Annotated in this window: 17 protein-coding genes and 1 pseudogene; 13 read left to right on the top strand and 5 right to left on the bottom strand. The window is 63.8% G+C overall.

Annotation, left to right across the window (positions count from 1 at the left end):
* From ABS761_RS07290 to ABS761_RS07270, 5 genes are all read right to left on the bottom strand, one after another.
* A complete protein-coding gene (locus tag ABS761_RS07290; protein ID WP_013519667.1) occupies positions 1–1,170 on the bottom strand; it encodes an ABC transporter permease in 1,170 nt (389 codons plus the stop codon).
* Complete coding sequence (locus ABS761_RS07285) at positions 1,167–2,939, bottom strand: ATP-binding cassette domain-containing protein (protein WP_350407478.1); 1,773 nt, start codon at positions 2,937–2,939, stop codon at positions 1,167–1,169. Before ABS761_RS07285 ends, ABS761_RS07290 begins: the two co-directional genes overlap by 4 nt.
* A gap of 1 nt (position 2,940) precedes the next feature.
* Positions 2,941–3,981, bottom strand: a complete 1,041-nt coding sequence (gene hlyD, locus ABS761_RS07280; protein WP_350407477.1) for a secretion protein HlyD — start codon at positions 3,979–3,981, stop codon at positions 2,941–2,943.
* 26 nt (positions 3,982–4,007) lie between these two features.
* Positions 4,008–4,427, bottom strand: coding sequence for a hypothetical protein (locus ABS761_RS07275; RefSeq protein WP_350407476.1), 420 nt, complete (start codon positions 4,425–4,427; stop codon positions 4,008–4,010).
* A 68-nt stretch (positions 4,428–4,495) separates the two neighbouring features.
* On the bottom strand, positions 4,496–5,104 hold the full coding sequence (locus ABS761_RS07270) for a TetR/AcrR family transcriptional regulator (RefSeq protein WP_010792667.1): 609 nt from the start codon (positions 5,102–5,104) through the stop codon (positions 4,496–4,498).
* A gap of 322 nt (positions 5,105–5,426) precedes the next feature.
* On the opposite strand from ABS761_RS07270, the gene ABS761_RS07265 reads away from it, so the two are divergent.
* From ABS761_RS07265 to ABS761_RS07205, 13 genes and pseudogenes are all read left to right on the top strand, one after another.
* Complete coding sequence (locus tag ABS761_RS07265; protein ID WP_350407475.1) at positions 5,427–7,184, top strand: PHA/PHB synthase family protein; 1,758 nt, start codon at positions 5,427–5,429, stop codon at positions 7,182–7,184.
* A gap of 107 nt (positions 7,185–7,291) precedes the next feature.
* Positions 7,292–7,735, top strand: a complete 444-nt coding sequence (locus ABS761_RS07260; protein ID WP_350407474.1) for a hypothetical protein — start codon at positions 7,292–7,294, stop codon at positions 7,733–7,735.
* Between the two features lie 10 nt (positions 7,736–7,745).
* Complete coding sequence (phbB, locus tag ABS761_RS07255; RefSeq protein WP_013519660.1) at positions 7,746–8,492, top strand: acetoacetyl-CoA reductase; 747 nt, start codon at positions 7,746–7,748, stop codon at positions 8,490–8,492.
* Positions 8,493–8,560: 68 nt separating this feature from the next.
* Positions 8,561–9,124: a universal stress protein gene (locus ABS761_RS07250; protein ID WP_013519659.1), complete on the top strand. Its 564-nt coding sequence runs from the start codon at positions 8,561–8,563 to the stop codon at positions 9,122–9,124.
* A pseudogene (locus ABS761_RS07245) lies at positions 9,057–10,091 on the top strand (bifunctional enoyl-CoA hydratase/phosphate acetyltransferase); the annotation flags it as partial. The gene ABS761_RS07250 and the pseudogene ABS761_RS07245, both read left to right, overlap by 68 nt.
* Positions 10,092–10,206: 115 nt before the next feature.
* Positions 10,207–12,189 carry an esterase/lipase family protein gene (locus ABS761_RS07240; RefSeq protein WP_350407497.1) on the top strand — a complete coding sequence of 661 codons (1,983 nt, stop codon included), beginning with the start codon at positions 10,207–10,209 and terminating at the stop codon, positions 12,187–12,189.
* Positions 12,190–12,380: 191 nt separating this feature from the next.
* Positions 12,381–13,307: a LysR family transcriptional regulator gene (locus tag ABS761_RS07235; RefSeq protein WP_013519656.1), complete on the top strand. Its 927-nt coding sequence runs from the start codon at positions 12,381–12,383 to the stop codon at positions 13,305–13,307.
* A gap of 13 nt (positions 13,308–13,320) precedes the next feature.
* Positions 13,321–13,548, top strand: a complete 228-nt coding sequence (locus ABS761_RS07230; protein WP_013519655.1) for an EexN family lipoprotein — start codon at positions 13,321–13,323, stop codon at positions 13,546–13,548.
* Between the two features lie 243 nt (positions 13,549–13,791).
* A complete protein-coding gene (locus tag ABS761_RS07225) occupies positions 13,792–15,801 on the top strand; it encodes a conjugal transfer protein TraG (protein WP_350407473.1) in 2,010 nt (669 codons plus the stop codon).
* Positions 15,798–16,262, top strand: coding sequence for a ribbon-helix-helix protein, CopG family (locus ABS761_RS07220; RefSeq protein ID WP_123676506.1), 465 nt, complete (start codon positions 15,798–15,800; stop codon positions 16,260–16,262). The genes ABS761_RS07225 and ABS761_RS07220 overlap by 4 nt, the downstream gene beginning before the upstream one ends.
* Positions 16,259–17,314 (top strand): P-type conjugative transfer ATPase TrbB, encoded by a 1,056-nt coding sequence (gene trbB / locus ABS761_RS07215; RefSeq protein WP_054666162.1) that lies wholly within the window; start codon positions 16,259–16,261, stop codon positions 17,312–17,314. Before ABS761_RS07220 ends, trbB begins: the two co-directional genes overlap by 4 nt.
* Positions 17,311–17,703, top strand: a complete 393-nt coding sequence (locus ABS761_RS07210) for a TrbC/VirB2 family type IV secretion system protein (protein ID WP_350407472.1) — start codon at positions 17,311–17,313, stop codon at positions 17,701–17,703. Before trbB ends, ABS761_RS07210 begins: the two co-directional genes overlap by 4 nt.
* Positions 17,700–17,972, top strand: a complete 273-nt coding sequence (locus ABS761_RS07205) for a VirB3 family type IV secretion system protein (RefSeq protein ID WP_054666156.1) — start codon at positions 17,700–17,702, stop codon at positions 17,970–17,972. The genes ABS761_RS07210 and ABS761_RS07205 overlap by 4 nt, the downstream gene beginning before the upstream one ends.
* Positions 17,973–17,976: the final 4 nt, after the last annotated feature.

Below are 17,976 nucleotides of genomic sequence, written 5' to 3'. Positions count from 1 at the left end.
TCACTCCAGGTTCTTGCGCGTGGCGCGCTTGGCGATCAGGAAAAACAGCGCCCCAATCGCCGCCATGGCCGCCAGGTTGGGCAGGAAGACGGCCCAGATGTCGCCGGCCAGGAACACGGTCTTGAGCGAATCGACGAAGTAGCGCGCCGGAACCGCCCGAGTGATGGCGCGGATCGGCGCTGGCATCGCATCGATCTCGTACAGAAAGCCTGAGAGCATGAAGGCCGGCAGAAAGCCCGTGAACAGGGCGATCTGCGCCGCCAGGAACTGGTTGCGCGCCAGCGACGAAATCAAGAGGCCCTGGCCCAGCGCCGGCACCATGAACACCGCCGACAAGAGCAGCAGCGCCGCCAGAGAGCCGCGCATCGGCACGCCGAACACGAACACGGCTAAGGCCGCCGCGCCCAGCGTGGACAGCATGCCGAGCACGAAGTACGGCAGCAGCTTGCCGATCAGGATTTCGGCCACCGACGCGGGCGTGGACAGCACCGCTTCCATGGTGCCGCGCTCCCATTCGCGCGCCACCACCAGCGCGGTCAGCATGGTGCCGATGATGGTCATGACGATGGCAATGGCCCCGGGAATCAGCGCGCGACGGCTTTCCAGCTCGGGGTTGAACCAGTAGCGTGGCTCCAGCACGACGGATTGCGCGGGTGCCGCGACATCCAGCCCGGCACGCCAGGTCTGCACCACGCCGCGGGCGTAGTTCTCGACGTAGTTGGCGGTGTTGGGATAGGAGCCATCGGTGATGATTTGCACCAGCGGTTCTGCTCCGCGCTGGGCCAGGCGCTGCTCGAAATCCTGCGGAATGACGACGTAGCCGCGCAGCGCACCGGAGACGAGCTGGTCTGCCACCTCGCGCCGGTCGTGGGCGAATTGCGTCTTCAAGAAGCGGGTGCCCGAGAAGGCAGCGGCCAGCGACTGCGCCGATGCACCGGGCGACTCCAGCACGACGCCGACGCGGACCTCCTTGGCATCCAGCGACACCGCATAGGCGAACAGCAGCAGCAACACCACCGGCAGCACGAAGGCGATCAAGAGCGTCGAGGGGTCGCGCAGCGCCTGATAGCTTTCCTTGGTGACCAGGGCCATCAGCCGCCGCAGGTCAAAGCGGCGCAAATCGCTCGGCTCCAAAGCAGCCCCTTCCTTGCGTTGTGCTACAGCGTTCATGCGGCGGCCTCCATCTCGCGGTCGGCAGATTCCACCAGGTGAATGAAGGCGTCCTCCATGGTCGGGTCGGGGTGTTCGACATTGGCTGCGGCGCGCTTGAGCGCATCGGGCGTGTCCAACGCGATCAGGCGTGCGCGCGAGAGCATGGCGACGCGGTCGCAGTATTCGGCCTCGTCCATGAAGTGGGTGGTGACCATGATGGTCACGCCCTTGCGCGCCAGGCCGTTGATGTGGGTCCAGAACTCGCGCCGGGTGATCGGGTCCACGCCCGAAGTAGGCTCATCGAGGAACAGCACGGGTGGCCGATGCATGAGCGAGCAGGCCAGCGCCAGGCGCTGCTTGTGCCCCAGCGGCAGGGAATCGGGCGTGGCGGACAGCCACTCCCCCAGATCGAAGGTCTCGATCATCTCGGCAATGCGCTCGCGCCGGGTGTTGCCTTCCAGCCCGTAAACGCCGGCCGAAAATTCCAGGTTCTGCTGCACCGACAGCAGACCGTAGAGCGAGAATTTCTGCGCCATGTAGCCGAGCCGGCCCTTGGCTGCACCGGTGGCGCGGCGCAGATCGTGCCCCACCACATGCGCCTCGCCCGCGGTGGGTTTGAGCAGGCCGCACAGCATCTTGAAGGTGGTGGACTTGCCGGCGCCATTGGGGCCGAGCAGACCGAAGATTTCGCCCTTTTGCACCTCGAAGCTGACCTGGTCGGTGGCGGTGAACTCACCGAAACGCTTGGTCAGATTGCGGCAGGAGACGGCTATTTCGGAGCCCAGTTCGACCGGTGACAGCCGTTCGGCCAAGGTTGAGGTGCCGCCGGGCCCGCCGCCGAGCAAATCGATGAAGGCATCTTCAAAGCGGGCGGGTACCGGCGCCAGCGCTACTCGCGCCCGATCAGCCAGCGACTGGATTTGGCTGACCTGCGCACCTTCGCGCAGCACCACCCGCACCCCGGCGCCCTGGATCACGCCATCGCTCACGCTCTCCAGATCGAGTGCCTCGGTCAGAACCGCCCGGCGCTCGGCGCCGACGTTTTCCAGGCGAAAGCTGCGGCCTTCGAGCTGTGCGGTGAGTTGCTGTGGCGGGCCGTCGAACAAGAGCTGCCCCTGGTTCAGCAGCAGCACACTCTCGCAACGCTCGGCTTCGTCGAGGTAGGCGGTGGACCAGACCACGGCCATGCCCTCGTCGGTCAGCGCCTGCACCATACGCCACAAATCCTGGCGGCTGACCGGATCGACGCCGACACCCGGCTCGTCCAGCAGCAGCACCTTGGGCCGCGCCATCAGCGCACAGGCCAGCCCCAACTTTTGCTTCATGCCGCCGGAGAGCTTGCCGGCCAAGCGCTTGGTGAAGGGCCCGAGCCGTGTGAAGTCCAGCAACTCGGCAAACAGATCGGCATTGCGATCCGCGTCCATGCCGCGCAGTTGCGCATACAGGCGCATGTTCTCCATCACCGACAGGTCTTCGTACAGGCCGAAGCGCTGCGGCATGTAGCCGCTGGCGACATGGATGGCGTCGTTGTCTTTGACCACGTCAAAGCCAGCCAGGGTGACGCGACCGGCGTTGGGCACCAGCAGGCCGGTCAGGATGCGCATCAGCGTGGTCTTGCCGGCACCGTCCGGGCCGACCAGGCCGGTCAATCGTCCGTAGTGGATGTGCGCGCTCACGCTGCGCAGGGCCTGCACCTTGCCGAAATGCTTGTCCACGCCTTCGATGACGACGGCGGCAGCGGCGTTCGCGCTGGTTGGCGTGGCGGCCATGGCGGTGTCTGCCTGCATCTCAACGCTCCCCCACGCGCGTGCCAGAGGCCGGCTTGGCATCGACCGCAATCGTCACCGGCATGCCCTGACGCAGGGCGGCATCGCTTTCGGCCTCGTCGATGACGATGCGCAGGCGATACACCAGATCCGTGCGCAAGTCCGTCGTCTCCACCGTCTTGGGCGTGAACTCGGCGCGCGGCGAGATGAAGCCGATCTGGCCGCGATAGACCTTTTCCCCGGAATCGCTCTTGACATGCACCGTGGTGCCAGGTGCGATGCGGCCCAGATCCCGCTCGCCCACGTAGGCGCGCACGTACACGGGCTTGTCCAGGCTCAGGCTGTAGACCGTGCTCTGGCTGGCGACCATGCTGCCGGGCTCGCGCACCCGCGCGATGATGGTGCCGTTGCTGGGTGCCGTGAGTTCGGTGTCCGCCAGGGCCGTGCTGGCTTGCGCTGCGGCTGCCTGCGCGGCTGCCAGGCGCGCCTCTCCTGCCTCAATGTCTTCCTTGCGAAAGCCCTCGGATGCCTGCGATAGGGCGGCCTTGGCGGATTCGACACCCGCGGCCGCCTGATCCCTTGCAGTGCGCGCGGCATCGACCGTGCGCTGGCTGCTGGCACCCGACGCGAGCAAACTGCTTTGGCGCTGAAAGTTGCGCTCGGCGTCAAGCGCCTGCGCCTGCGCTTGTCTGAGCGCCTCGCGTGCCTGGGTGATTTCCTGCGGCCGCAGGCCGCGGCGCAGCTTGGCCAGCTCCACCTGCGCCACCTGCACCTGGGCCTGTGCCGCTGCAAGAGCGTCTTGATACGGCTGTGCGTCGAGCGAGGCCAGGCGCGCGCCAGCGGTGACGGCATCGCCCTCGTCAAAAGCCATTTGCGTGACGCGCCCGGGCTGGCGGAAAGCCAGTTGCACCTCGCGGATATCGACGTTGCCGTAGAGACGCAATGCCTCTTGCTGGTCATGGCTGCGCGTGAACCAGAACGCCAGTGCACCGCCGAGGGCGAGCAGGGCAAGAATGATCACGACCCAGCGGGCTTTTCTTGTAGGGAGGTTAGTAGTTGTCATTGATGGGTTCCACTAGAAAGAAATGCTCAGTGCCCGCGCGTGGTAGGTGCATGCGCTGTTGATCGACGCCAAGCCATGGCCGCGATGCCAACCCACACCAACGTGCGCAGCGTCATGGCAATGAGCGTGCGCCGCTCCCAGGCGCCGTCCAGCGCCACATGCACTCCGAAGGCCAGGAATACGAGCGCCGTCGCCACCGCGATGGCCATCGCCATCCATGCGGCCCAGCGCCGGCGCATCCACAATCCGACGCCAGCGGTGACGTAGGCGAACCCAGCCAGAAAGTTGAACCAGAGCACGAACGGCACATAGCTTCCGGCTGCGGCACGCGCCGCGCCGTCAAAAAACAGGACCGCGCCGCCTTCCCTGATGGTCAGCAGGCCAAAACCGATGGCAATCAAGGCGATCACACGCATCCAGATTCCGCGCCCGCTATGTGCAGTCATGTTCATGGCTCCCGGTTCTTTGGAGGGTTCGCTGGATCGTCGTGCCGCTTGCGGACTGGACGGGTGCTTCATGTGCCGCTTTCGATGCCACGGCGATAGATGGCGAACACGGCGGGCGCATCGCGACGAATCCGGCTGACCTTGCCGGCCAGCAGGGACTGCATGACCAGTCCCTGGATCGTGCCGATGAACAGCACGGCGGCGGCATCCACGTCCAGCTCCGCGCTCAACTCGCCCTGCGCCTTGCCTGCTTCCATCAGGCGGCGCAGGCGCTGCTCGTACTGGCGGATCAGGGTTTGCACCATGCGCTTGGCGAGCGTTTCGCCAGAGCGCTGCAACTCTCCGAACAACATGCGTGGCACGCCCGGGTGCTTGGACACGAAGTCGATGTGCGTCATGAACATCGCTTCGAGCGCAGCGGCGGGAGATGCGGCGCCCTCGGCCGCCTTGTCCACGCTGACCAGAAGGCGTTCGCCGACCCAGGACATCGTGGCTTCCACGATCGCTTCCTTGGTGGGGAAGTGGCGAAACAACGCGCCCTGTGTCAGGCCCATTCGGTCGGCAATCGCCGTGGTCGTGATCTCTGCCGGGTTCTGCTCGGCTGCCAGATCAACCACGGCTTGCACTGTGGCCGCGCGCCGATCTTCGGCGGACAGGTACTGGGGGCGTTGACTCACGATTTAGACTCCATGTAGTTAGTGACTTATTACTATCGTAACACGCAAAATGACTATGACGCAAGAACGGAAAACTTGTTGGGTGAGACAGGACTGCGAGGCCCTTCATACGAAGAGCGGATCGGTCAACTTGATGCAACTCAAGAAGCTGTATCGCCTTCCAGGCAGATCGAAAGGTGCTTGATCGTTGGGCCTTCAGCTTGAGCAACGGAAGGAATCACGTTTGAGGAGGCTGAAAATCTGGTGCCCCTGCGGAAGGCTTGCAACTTTTCCTGTACGCGATAAGATAGTAATATGTTACTCGCTAAATGAAGGGTTGGAGATGAGCATCGTCGCAACACATGGCAAGGCCGATCTGACACAACCTGAAGTCTGTCGCCCTGACGCCCTGGATACGCTTGCGAACGCCTGGCGGGCGCGCAGCACGGGTGGGTTGTCACCGGCGGCAGGCCTGCTGGCCTGGTACGACTGGGCCTTGCACCTGAGTCTTTCCCCAGGCAAGCAACGCAGCTTGATCGAAAAGGGCTTGCACAAGCAGCAGCGTCTTGCGCGCTATGCCTTGCGCGTTGCCAGTGCGCACGACTGTCCGACCTGCATCGAACCGCTGGAGCAGGATCGGCGCTTTGCCGCCCCGGCTTGGCAGCAGTGGCCCTTCAACGTGATTCACCAGGGCTTTTTGCTGCAGCAGCAGTGGTGGCACAACGCCACCACGGGCGTGCGTGGCGTGTCGCGCCATCATGAAAACATGGTCACTTTTGCCGGGCGGCAGTGGCTGGACATGTGGTCGCCTTCGAACTTCATCTGGACCAACCCCGAGGTGCTGCACGCCATCACGCAAAGCGGTGGCGCAAACCTGTGGCGCGGCGCCATGAACTTCCTCGACGATGTGCGGCGTCTCGCACTCGACGATGCCCCCGCAGGGGTCGAAGGCTTCGAGGTAGGCAAGGACGTGGCGATCACGCCGGGCAAGGTGGTGTTTCGAAACCACCTGATTGAGTTGATCCAGTACACGCCCACGACGGCCGATGTGCATGCGGAGCCGGTACTGATCGTGCCGTCCTGGATCATGAAGTACTACATCCTCGACCTGTCGCCGCACAACTCGATGGTGAAGTACCTGGTCGATCAGGGGCACACGGTGTTCATCCTTTCCTGGAAGAACCCGACGGCGGCCGATCGTGACCTCGGCCTGGAGGATTACCGCTGGCTGGGGGTCATGGACGCGCTGGATGCGGTCACGGCCATCGTGCCCGAACGCAAGGTGCAGGCGGTCGGCTATTGCCTGGGCGGCACCTTGCTCGCGATCGCCGCCGCCGCGATGGCGCGCGATGGCGACGAGCGTCTGCAAAGCCTGACGCTGCTGGCATCGGAGACTGATTTCCGCGAGTCGGGCGAGATCGCGCTTTTCATCGACGACAGTCAACTGGCATGGCTGGAAGCCGGCATGTGGGACAAGGGCTATCTCGACGGCAAGCAGATGGCTGGCGCGTTCCAGATGCTCAACTCACGCGACCTGATCTGGTCGCGACGGGTGCGCGAATACCTGTTGGGTGAGCGTCAGACCTTCAATGACCTGATGGCCTGGAATGCCGACGTGACCCGCATGCCGTACCGCATGCACAGCGAGTACCTGCGGCGCCTGTATCTGGACAACGACCTGGCCGAGGGGCGCTACCGCGTCGGCGGGAGACCCGTGGCGCTGGCCGACATCGAGGTGCCCATGTTCATCGTCGGCACGGTGCGCGATCACGTCGCCCCCTGGCCGTCCGTGTACAAGATGCACCTGCTCAGCGATGCGGAACTGACCTTTGTTCTCACCAGCGGGGGGCACAACGCCGGCGTCGTCAGCGAGCCGGGACACCCCCGGCGCAGCTTCCAGATTGCGACCCGTGCGGCCGGCGATCGCTATATCGATCCGCAACTGTGGCGTGCCGAGACCCCGATGAACGAAGGCTCCTGGTGGCCGGCATGGCAGCAATGGCTGGCCCAGCGCTCTGCCGGGCGCGTCGCGCCGCCTGCCATGGGCGGGACGCAAGCACCGCTTGGCGATGCGCCGGGAACCTATGTGGCCATGCGATGACAGGACAAAACACCGCCAAGAATACACCCTCAACTTTCATCGGGCCGTTGCGCAGCCATGGCCTACACCCGCCCCGGAGGGGCACATCATGACCGTGGAGCATTGACATGAACAGCGAACTGCCCATCCAACTCTACAAGGCCAATGCCGAGTTGCAGCTTCAGATCACCCGCTTGCTTCAAGAAAGCGGCCACCACTGGCTCGAAGCCATGCAGCAGCTCAGTGCCGGTGGCGTGCTGGAGACCACCTCGCGCATCCAGAACCTCCAACAGGCAGCGGACTGGCAGGCGCTTGCCACCTTGCCGTCCGAGGTGTTCTGGCGCCTGTGCCAAGGCCGTATGGGCGACACACAGGCGGTCGGCCGGGCTGCTGCCAAGAGCCAGGCGGCATTCGCCGATGGCCTGCGCGAAGCGCTGACCACCTGGCAGGCATCTGTCTCCGAGGTATTCGGCGCCAGCGGTGGCACAGCCTCTTTCGCGCAGTTTTGTCAGCAATGGACGCAGCCCTGGAGTGCGCCAGACGCCGCGTCTCAGGGCAAGACCAAAAAGTGAGGAGGCGCATATGAGCAGTTCGGGACGAACCGCCCTGGTCACTGGCGGCAATCGCGGCCTTGGCGCGGCCATTGCCCGCGCGCTGGACGACGCGGGCCACCGCGTCATCATCACGCACACGCCCGGCAACGAGAAGGTCGCCGCCTGGCTTGACGCGCAGGACACCAAAGGCTACCGGTTCACGGCCTACGGCGTCGATGTCGGCGACTGGGAATCGACCCAGGCCTTGGCGCGTCAGATTCAGGCGGACGGCCACCACGTTGACATCCTGGTGAACAACGCCGGCATCACCCGCGACGCGACCCTGCGCAAGATGGACAAGGCCGGCTGGGACGCCGTGCTGCGCACCAACCTGGACTCCATGTTCAATGTCACCAAGCCATTCATCGATCCGATGGTGGAGCGTGGCTGGGGGCGCATCGTCAACGTCTCGTCCATCAACGGCAGCAAGGGTCAGTTCGGCCAGACCAATTACTCGGCGGCCAAGGCTGGCGTGCATGGCTTCACCAAGGCGCTGGCGCAGGAGGTGGCACGCAAGGGCGTGACGGTCAACACCGTCTCGCCGGGCTATCTGGCCACCGAAATGGTGATGGCGGTGCGCGAGGACGTGCGCCAGAAGGTCATCGAAGCGATTCCGGTGGGTCGCCTCGGCCAGCCGGATGAGATCGCGGCGCTGGTGGCCTTCATCGCCAGTGACGCTGCTGCTTTCATGACGGGCAGCAACGTGGCGATGAACGGTGGCCAGCACATGTCATGAGTCGGGAGAGCCCGCAGCCCTTGCGGGCGGTTTCCCGCGCGGCAGTCAGCGCCTCCCGGAGGAGTTCCATGTATTCCCGATTTCTGGTGCCGCTGGACGGCAGTCCCACATCCTTCCTGGCGCTCGATCATGCGGCAGAACTGGCACGCCTGAGCGGCGCCACCGTGATCTTGCTGCATATCGTCGAACCAACCCGCCACAGCACGGGTTTCGAACGTCCCGAGGTCTACATCAAGGATGTCCGCCCACGCTTCCTCAAAGCCGGCCAGACGTTGCTGGATGAGGCTGCGAGTCGGCTCCGCCGGGAAGGAATTGCCACAGAGACGGTGCTGCTTGAAAGCGGCACCGAACGCGTGTCGGAACAGATCGCGCATCAGACCGAGATCAACGATTGCGACCTGGTCATCCTGGGCACCCACGGACGTCGCGGCATGAACCGGCTGCTGCTGGGCAGCGATGCGGAGCAAGTAGCGCGCATCGCGCCAGTTCCGGTAATGCTGGTGCGCCAGTCGAGCCGAGATGGTGGCCCGCCATCTTCAGCCGCACGGGCGCCAGTGAAGGCCAGCGACAACATCGGTACGTCAGGCTGGCGTTCAACTGGCGCAAGCAAGGCAAAGAAATCACATGAATGAACAAGCCCCTGAGGGCGTTCGCGCCGATCCTCCAAGTGGTGTCGAGCGTCTTATCGCCCATGTCAAAACCATGGCCCCGGTTCGCACCGCGGTGGTGCACCCTTGCGACGCGCTCAGCTTGGGGGGTGCCTTGGACGCGCGCGATGCCGGCGTCATCTCGCCAGTATTGGTGGCGCCGCTCGCCAAGTTGCGTGCCGTTGCGGCCGACACGGGGTTGGAACTGGGAGACAGCGAGGTCGTCGATGTGCCGCACAGCCACGCCGCAGCGGCCACCGCCGCCCGGCTGGCTGGCAAGGGCGAGGTGCAGGCGCTGATGAAAGGCAGCTTGCACAGCGATGAGTACCTGGGTGCCATCCTGGCGCCCGAAGCCTGCCTGCGCACCGAGCGCCGATTGACGCACTGCTACATCATGCAGACGGCCAGCTACCCACGGCCCTTCATCATCACCGACGCCGCCATCAATATCGCTCCGACGCTCGAAATCAAGGCCGACATCGTGCGCAACGCCATCGACTTGGCGCGCGCCATCGGCATTGCCGAGCCCAAGGTGGCGATCCTGGCGGCGGTCGAAACTGTCAACCCGCGCATGCTTTCAACCCTGGATGCTGCGGCACTGTGCAAGATGGCCGATCGTGGCCAGATCACCGGAGGTGTGCTCGACGGGCCACTGGCCTTTGATAACGCCGTCTCTCCCGATGCCGCGCGCGTCAAGGGCATCAAGTCCGCCGTGGCCGGGCAAGCCGACATCCTGGTCGTTCCCGACCTGGAAAGCGGCAACATGCTGGCCAAGCAACTGGAATACATGGGCCAAGCCGATAGCGCGGGGATCGTGATGGGCGCGCGCGTGCCGATTGTGCTCACCAGTCGCTCGGACTCGCGCCGCACGCGAATAGCTTCATGCGCCATTGCACTGATCTTGGCGCATCGCCAGCGTGCTTTTGTTCAGGGCGAAGGGAGCCGCGTATGAAATGCAATTTCACGGGCAATGTTCCGTTCGTTTCAGGTAATGATTCTGCAGTGCCGGTACGCAGCTCTCGATCGTGAGGCATATGCTCCTTGCATCTCTCTGGCGTTGGTTGATCGTGATCACCGCCGCGTTTGCACTTGGTGGTTGCGCGGTCGTCAGTGAATTCAAACCTTCTGTCGCTGTACGCGCGATGACGCCGGATGAATACGTTGCCCTACGACGCGGCGATCTCCTCGGCAGAGGCAAACTCAGCGCACCGACCTTGCAGACAATCCGCGTGACCGGGCTCGATGAGCGAGTTTGCGCAACGAACACCTCGCTCACTTGCATCGAGGCGTTGACCATGATGAAGGACTTGGACGGCGAAACGAGGCTGTCGGCACTGGCTGAACTCTGGTTGCAGCATGCCATGTCGATCTCGACGGCAGTCCCAAATAGTCGCATCGTTTCTACTTCCGCCTGGATCGAGACGGCTCGGCACGCTTACGCGTATCTCTTTTTCACCAGGCGCTCGCCCGGCGAGCGCGCGTTTGAGGAACGGCAGACGCAGGTGCGCGATTGGTACAACTATGCGGTGCAAAAAACGGTCACGCAATTGTTTGGCCTACAGCACCAAGCACTTCGTGCACATGCTGGCGAAACCAAAGCGACATTGCGCTTGGGTGACTGGGCTTTGCGAGTCGACTTGAACGCCCGGCTGCCCAACGATGCGACCACGCCACGCGAGTTGCTGCCTGCGAACGCTCTGGCATTCCAAGGCCTGCGCGGCATCTATCGCAGGGACGGCTTGGGTGCGGAATTGGTGGCCGTAACGGAGGCAGATCCGAAGTCACTGGACGAATCAGACGAATCTTCCGCCGGTAACGAGCGCCCGGGGGTATTTCCCGCCTGGAGCGAAATGCCAACGCCCAACGTGACAGTAGTGCTTCGTTTTGATGCACTCACCGTCGATGAGCTGCTTGCCTCGCGTGAACTCGTCGTCGGTGTGTATGACCCCTTGGTACAGGACTATCTGCAACTCCACGGCCAACGCGTTCCACTGGCTGGTAACTTCACGGCTGGCTACGGCTTATGGTTGGCGCGTTCGGGATTCAACCAGCAATCCTTGCGAGGGCTGTTTGGGCGTGAGCGTGGCATCGATCAGCCGCATCTGTATCTGATGCAGCCGTTCGACCCGCGGCGGCGCATCATCGTGATGGTGCATGGACTGGCGAGCAGCCCCGAAGCATGGGTCAACGTTGCCAATGAGCTTCTGGCCGATGAAGAGCTGCGATGCGAATTCCAAGTGTGGGAGATCTATTACCCCACGAATATGCCTGTACCAGCCAGTCATGCAGCAATCCGCCAAGTTCTGGCGGCAGCTTTGCATCACTTCGACCCTGAAGAGGAAACCTTGGCTTCCCACGGGCTGGTGTTGATTGGGCACAGCATGGGAGGACTGCTGGCGCGGCTGATGGTTTCCACGGCAGACCAGCAGCTGTGGGAGTGGGCTGCATCGGATCCCAGGATCGATCTGGACCGTCTTGGGAGCACCCGCTCTCAACTTGACCCTCTTTTGCGCTTTCAGCCATTTCCAGGTGTTGATCGCGTGATATTCGTTGCCACACCGCACCGTGGAACCGTGGTTGCCGGGCAGGGACTTGGGCGTTGGGTGGCCGGATTGATCCGCTTGCCATTGACGCTGCTGTCAACCCTCGGCGACGCCTTCCCGGCTCGCGCGGAGATCATGGCCACGGCACAGGCCACGATCTTGCAGAACATCCCCAACAGCATTGACCAACTCGACGAAAACGATCCCTTCGTCAAAGCTACGAGCGAGCTTCCGATTTCGGATCAGGTGTCCTATCACTCGATCATTGCCAGGCGGCAGGCTAACGGCCCTCTCGCTGAATCGGACGATGGTTTGGTTCCCTATCGAAGCGCGCATCTGGATGGCGCCGAGTCGGAAAAAATCATCGTGTCCGGACACAGCGTGCAGGAGACCGCGGCATCCGTCGTCGAAATCCGGCGAATCCTGCGCAAAGATATTTCCAAGCATCGGTTGACAGCCGCTGATTCGTCTTCCGTCCGGAGAGGGAGTTGCCCACCCCAACGATGAGTTCAGTCATTGATTTTTCGAAGCATAGTAAGTAACATATCACTTACTATGTGGTCTTGGCTGAATCGCTTGCATCGCACCGTGGATATTTTCGGTTTGGAAGGGCGGCGTCCTTGGTGTTCACACACGAGCGGAGCATCCGGCTGCATCCCACGGAACGTGGATGATCTGACACGCTAGGAAGGACAGAAGTGGAGCTACGCCACCTTCGATGTTTTACCGCAGTCGCGGAAGAGCTTCATTTTGCTCGGGCCGCTGAACGGTTACACATCGATCAATCGCCGCTGTCTCGCACCATCAAGGAACTGGAGGAAGACCTTGGTGCGCGCCTGTTCGTTCGCACTACTCGCAGCACGCAATTGACCCGTGCGGGTCGGTTGCTGTTGGAGCACGTACCGCGCATCTTCGCTGCGCTGGAGCAAGCACGCGATAGCGTCAGGTCTGCCTCCAATGGCTATCACGGGCAATTGCGCATTGCCTTGTCCGACGGCATCACGCCATCCCGCTTGCCGGCGCTACTTGCGCAGTGCCGCGAAGAAGACCCCGAGGTCGAGGTTCGGTTGTTCGAAGTTTCGATGGCCCAACAAATCAAGGGTCTGCACGATGAGCTATACGACGCAGGATTTTCGATGGCCGAAGACGTAGGTGATGGCATCGTGGTTACGCCTGCCTGGGAGGATGAGTTGATGGTGGCGGTGCCCGCTCGCCATCCTGTTCTGGCCTTCAAGCAGATTCCGCTGGAGGAGGTTCTGCACTACCCGCTGGTGCTGGGCGACCCATTGATTTGCGAAGGACATGCACGTCAGGTCGATCGAATCTTGCGCAAGTACGAACGAGAGCCGCTCATCGTTCAGCACGTTGCCTCTTTTGACCTCATGATGACCTTGGTTTCCGCCGGGCTGGCCTTGGGCTTGGCCGGAGCGGCACACGTTGCGTCCAGCCGTGAGCTTGGTGTAGTGGCTCGGCCGTTGGCGGGTAAACCGCCAATGCTGACGACCTATCTACTGTGTCGCGATACAGAGGCTCCAGAGATGTTGGCCCGATTCATCGACCGGGTGGCCTCCATTGATTCAGCAGAATCTCTGAGCAGCATCGGGAATCCACGATCCACTCGATGAAAGGATTGACCCCATGAACAAAGTGATGCTGCTGATGGTGGTTGCTGCGCTGACCGCATGCGGCCCCTCCCAACCTTCGGAAACCGTGGATGCGCTCGCCGCCAATCCCGACCGCATCAAGGAGATCCAGCGCCAATGCAGGGAAGATCGATCGAAGGTCGGCGACGAACTCTGCTTGCGTGCGGCAGAAGCCGCCAACCGGCGCTTCTTCGGTGATCGGCCTGAGCAAAAATCCAAGTAACTTCCTTGTCGTCGTTTTACCGCACGAAGTTCTCGCTGATACATCACCACGCCGCAACGCGCTCGCGTCTGTGGTGTTTCTATTGCTTTCGCTTCCGCGCGAAATCTGGCTCTTTCAGCCTCAATCCCCGCCATAACGGCCTTTGACCGGCACTGACCCGGCACCGATCCTGACGCCTGTGGCACGTCCTTAGTGCCGCTTCTTCTATGAGCAATCCGCGTAGGAGGAATCGGAGGCCAGGTCATGCAAGGGACGAACGTGCTGTTCGGTCAGATCGCCGTGGTATTCGGCACCGTGATCGCCGGCGTGTGGGGCGCCACACAATGGACAGCAGCGGCCCTTGGCTATCAAGTACGCCTTGGCTCGCCCTGGTTCGACTTCCTTGGCACGTCGATCTACCACCCGTGGAAGCTGTTTGAGTGGTGGTTCTTCTTCGGCGCCTATGCGCCGGAGGTCTTCGACACTGGCGGCACCATTGCGGGCGCCAGCGGTATGGCCGCCGTGGGCGTTGCCATCGCCATGTCGGTCTGGCGTTCGCGCCAAGCGCGCCTCGTCACCACCTACGGCTCTGCGCGCTGGGCTAACGCGCAGGACATTCGCAAGGCGGGCCTCACGCAGCCGGCCGGCGTGTTCCTCGGCCAGCACGACCGCCAGTACCTGCGGCATGAAGGTCCGGAACACGTCCTGACCTTCGCGCCTACGCGCTCGGGCAAGGGCGTGGGCCTGGTGGTGCCCACTTTGTTGAGCTGGCCAGCATCGGCCGTCATCCACGACATCAAGGGCGAGAACTGGAGCATCACCGCAGGCTGGCGCTCGCGCTTCTCGCATTGCCTGCTGTTCAACCCGACCGATGCGCAGTCGGCGGCCTACAACCCGCTGCTGGAGGTGCGGCGCGGCGCGCACGAAGTGCGCGACGTGCAGAACATCGCGGACATCCTGGTCGATCCCGAAGGCGCGCTGGAGAAGCGCAACCATTGGGAAAAAACCTCGCACGCGCTGCTGGTCGGCGCCATCCTGCATGTGCTCTACGCGGGCGAGGACAAGACGCTGCGCGGCGTCGCCAACTTCCTCTCCGATCCAGCCAGCCCATTCGAGCTGACCTTGCATCGGATGATGACCACGCCGCATCTCGGCGATGGGACGCATCCGGTCGTGGCCTCGGCTGCGCGCGAAGTGCTCAACAAGTCGGAGAACGAGCGTTCCGGCGTGTTGAGCACCGCCATGTCGTTCCTCGGCCTGTACCGCGATCCCACGGTGGCCGAAGTCACATCGCGCTGTGACTGGCGCATCGCCGACCTGATCGCCGCCGAGCATCCGGTGTCGTTGTATCTGGTGGTTCCGCCTTCGGACATTTCGCGGACGAAGCCGCTCATTCGCCTGATCCTCAACCAGATCGGGCGGCGGCTCACGGAATCGCTCGATGGCTCCGACGGCATCGAGCGTCGCCACAAGCTGTTGCTGATGCTCGACGAGTTTCCGGCACTCGGGCGGCTCGATTTCTTCGAGACGGCGCTGGCCTTCATGGCCGGCTACGGCATCCGCAGTTTCCTCATCGCGCAGTCGCTCAACCAGATCGACAAGGCGTATGGGCAGAACCATTCGATCCTCGACAACTGCCATGTGCGCGTGACGTTCGCCACGAACGACGAACGTACCGCCAAACGGATTTCCGAGACGCTGGGCACCGCGACCGAACTGCGCGCGCAGCGCAACTACGCCGGCCACCGGCTGGCGCCGTGGCTGGGGCACCTCATGGTGTCGCGCCAGGAAACGGCCCGTCCGCTGCTGACGCCGGGCGAAGTCATGCAACTGCCACCCGATGAAGCGGTGGTGATGGTCTCCAGTGTGGCGCCGATCAAGGCCAAAAAGCTGCGCTATTACGCGGACGCCAATTTCAAGCGGCGCGTGCTGCCCCCGCCCACGCTGGCGGACGGGCTGTACGCAGACACGCCGCCGTCTCGGCCCGACGACTGGAGCGGGCTGGCGATTCCGTCGGTGCCCGCAGCGTCTGCCACGGCATCTGCCGATGGCCTGGAGAACTTGGGTTCGGCCGACGACGGCGGCCCACGCCGTCAGCCCGAGCTAACTGAGGCCGTCGCCTACGACCCCGGGCTGGCCGCGCCCGTGGCCGACCTTGGGCTGCTCGATGACGACGACGACCTTCCGCTTCCACTTCCTCGCCAGCTCGATCCGGCCATGCAGCGCACGGCCCGGCTGGCATCGCTGAACCCCAACGACGGAATCGACCTATGAGCCAATACCGCCTCAATCTGTTCATCCAGAACGAGCACGCCAAGCGCCTGGACGAGCTGGCCGCCAAGAAAGGCGTGTCCAAGTCGTCCATCGTCGCGGCGGCGCTCGCATCGTGGCTGTCGCCCGATGCGGCCGACCAGCGCGAAGCGGCGATTGCCAAGCGGCTGGATCGTCTGTCGCGCCAGGCCGAGCGCATGGAGCGCGACCAGAACATCGCCATCGAGACGCTGGCTCTGTTCATCCGCTACTACCTGACCGTGAGCACGCCGGTTCCCGAGGCGCACCAAGACGCGGCACGCGCGCAGGGCAAAGCGCGCTTCGAGCAGTTCACCGAGCAGCTTGGCCGCCACCTGCTGCGGGGCCGCAGCCTGGTGCGCGACGTGGTGGAGGAACTGCATCCCGACCCGATGCGAATGGAGGACGCGGCGGCGGCCACGCAAGCGCAGGAGCGCGCGTCATGAGCGCGGTGCCGAAAATCCCGCCCGAACCACGTTCGTCCGCTGCGACTTCGATGGATCGCCGTATCCAGATGCTGCGCACGGCGATGGGGCCGCTGATCGCCGCCGCGCTCGAAGACCCGGACGTGGTTGAAGTCATGCTGAATCCCGACCGGACGCTATGGGTGGATCGGCTTTCATCAGGCCGTGCGCCGATGGGCGTGGAGATGTCCGAAGCGGACGGTGAACGCATCATCCGGCTGGTGGCAGCCCACGTCGGCGCGGAAGTGCATCGCGGCCAGCCGCTGCTGTCGGCCGAGCTGCCCGAAACCGGCGAGCGCTTCGAGGGCATCTTGCCGCCCGCCGCGCCGGGGCCTGCCTTCGCGTTGCGCAAGCGCGCCATCGGCGTGATCCCGCTGGAGCGGTACGTCATCGACGGGATGATGACCAGCGCCCAGGCGGGCTTTCTCGTTCGCGCCGTGCGCGAGCGCCAGAACATCCTGATCGCCGGGGCCACCAGCAGCGGCAAGACCACGCTCGCCAATGCGCTGCTGGCCGAGATCGCCGCCACGGGCGACCGCGTGCTGGTGCTCGAAGACACGGTGGAGCTGCAATGCGCGGCGCGCGACCACGTTCCGCTGCGCACCCGCGCAGGCGTGGTGTCGATGACCGAGCTGGTGCGTTCCTCGATGCGCCTGCGCCCGGATCGCGTCGTCGTTGGCGAAGTGCGCGGCGCCGAGGCGTTGGATCTCATCAAGGTGTGGGGCACAGGTCATCCCGGCGGCATCGCCACGATCCATGCCGGCTCCGCGCTGGGTGCGCTGCTGCGCCTGGAGCAACTGATTCTCGAAGTGGCGGTGAATCCGCCCCGTGCGCTGATCGCCGAGGCGGTCAATGTGGTGATCCACATCGCTGGCCGTGGCCGCAATCGCCACGTCGAAAGCATTGCCCGCGTCGTCGGCTTTGACGGCGTGGGCTACCAACTGGCGGACGCGATGGATATGCCGTTTCCCGAGCTGCCATCGCAGTCCGACTTTTCTTCCCCGTCCCTCAACCACCTTGGAGAACTGCCATGACGCAGATGCACGTTCCTGCTTTCCGTATTTCCGTAAATCCGCTTTCTCATCTGACCGGCCTGACACGGCTGCGCAGCCTGGCACGCCCTGCGGGGCAAGGGCTGCTGCTGGCCGCGCTGCTGCTGTTCCTGGCCGGAACGGCGCAGGCCGCCGGTTCCTCGATGCCGTGGGAAGGCCCGCTGCAATCCATCCTCGAATCCATCCAGGGTCCGGTGGCGCGCATCGTCGCGGTCATCATCATCATCGCCACGGGCCTGGCGCTGGCCTTCGGCGATACCTCGGGCGGCTTTCGCAAGCTGATCCAGATCGTGTTCGGCCTGTCCATCGCGTTCGCCGCGTCGAGCTTCTTCCTGTCGTTCTTCAGCTTCTCCGGCGGGGCGGTCGTATGAGTGCCCTGGACACCTTCGCGGACGGCTTCGAGGTGCCGCTGCATCGCTCGCTGACCGAGCCGATCCTGCTGGGCGGTGCGCCGCGCACCGTGGCGATTGCCAACGGCACGCTGGCCGCTGCCGTCGGCCTGGGCCTGCAACTGTGGATTCCGGGTGTTGTGCTCTGGATCGTCGGCCATTCGCTGGCGGTGTGGGGTGCGCGCGTTGATCCGCAGTTCATGCAGGTCTTTGCCCGGCACATCAAGTACCGCCCGCTGCTGGACGTGTGAGGGG

Source organism: Castellaniella sp. GW247-6E4, from assembly GCF_040276065.1.
GTDB lineage: Bacteria > Pseudomonadota > Gammaproteobacteria > Burkholderiales > Burkholderiaceae_B > Castellaniella.
Note: the sequence above shows the minus strand (reverse complement) of the source record. Positions and strands in the feature narration are given on the sequence as shown.

What these genes read in the sequence shown, in the direction of transcription:
- ABS761_RS07290 (WP_013519667.1), bottom strand. Translation starts at nt 1,170, where the DNA reads ATGAACGCTGTAGCACAACGCAAGGAAGGGGCTGCTTTGGAGCCGAGC.
- ABS761_RS07285 (WP_350407478.1), bottom strand. Translation starts at nt 2,939, where the DNA reads ATGCAGGCAGACACCGCCATGGCCGCCACGCCAACCAGCGCGAACGCC.
- hlyD (WP_350407477.1), bottom strand. Translation starts at nt 3,981, where the DNA reads ATGACAACTACTAACCTCCCTACAAGAAAAGCCCGCTGGGTCGTGATC.
- ABS761_RS07275 (WP_350407476.1), bottom strand. Translation starts at nt 4,427, where the DNA reads ATGACTGCACATAGCGGGCGCGGAATCTGGATGCGTGTGATCGCCTTG.
- ABS761_RS07265 (WP_350407475.1), top strand. Translation starts at nt 5,427, where the DNA reads ATGAGCATCGTCGCAACACATGGCAAGGCCGATCTGACACAACCTGAA.
- ABS761_RS07260 (WP_350407474.1), top strand. Translation starts at nt 7,292, where the DNA reads ATGAACAGCGAACTGCCCATCCAACTCTACAAGGCCAATGCCGAGTTG.
- phbB (WP_013519660.1), top strand. Translation starts at nt 7,746, where the DNA reads ATGAGCAGTTCGGGACGAACCGCCCTGGTCACTGGCGGCAATCGCGGC.
- ABS761_RS07250 (WP_013519659.1), top strand. Translation starts at nt 8,561, where the DNA reads ATGTATTCCCGATTTCTGGTGCCGCTGGACGGCAGTCCCACATCCTTC.
- ABS761_RS07230 (WP_013519655.1), top strand. Translation starts at nt 13,321, where the DNA reads ATGAACAAAGTGATGCTGCTGATGGTGGTTGCTGCGCTGACCGCATGC.
- ABS761_RS07225 (WP_350407473.1), top strand. Translation starts at nt 13,792, where the DNA reads ATGCAAGGGACGAACGTGCTGTTCGGTCAGATCGCCGTGGTATTCGGC.
- ABS761_RS07220 (WP_123676506.1), top strand. Translation starts at nt 15,798, where the DNA reads ATGAGCCAATACCGCCTCAATCTGTTCATCCAGAACGAGCACGCCAAG.
- trbB (WP_054666162.1), top strand. Translation starts at nt 16,259, where the DNA reads ATGAGCGCGGTGCCGAAAATCCCGCCCGAACCACGTTCGTCCGCTGCG.
- ABS761_RS07210 (WP_350407472.1), top strand. Translation starts at nt 17,311, where the DNA reads ATGACGCAGATGCACGTTCCTGCTTTCCGTATTTCCGTAAATCCGCTT.
- ABS761_RS07205 (WP_054666156.1), top strand. Translation starts at nt 17,700, where the DNA reads ATGAGTGCCCTGGACACCTTCGCGGACGGCTTCGAGGTGCCGCTGCAT.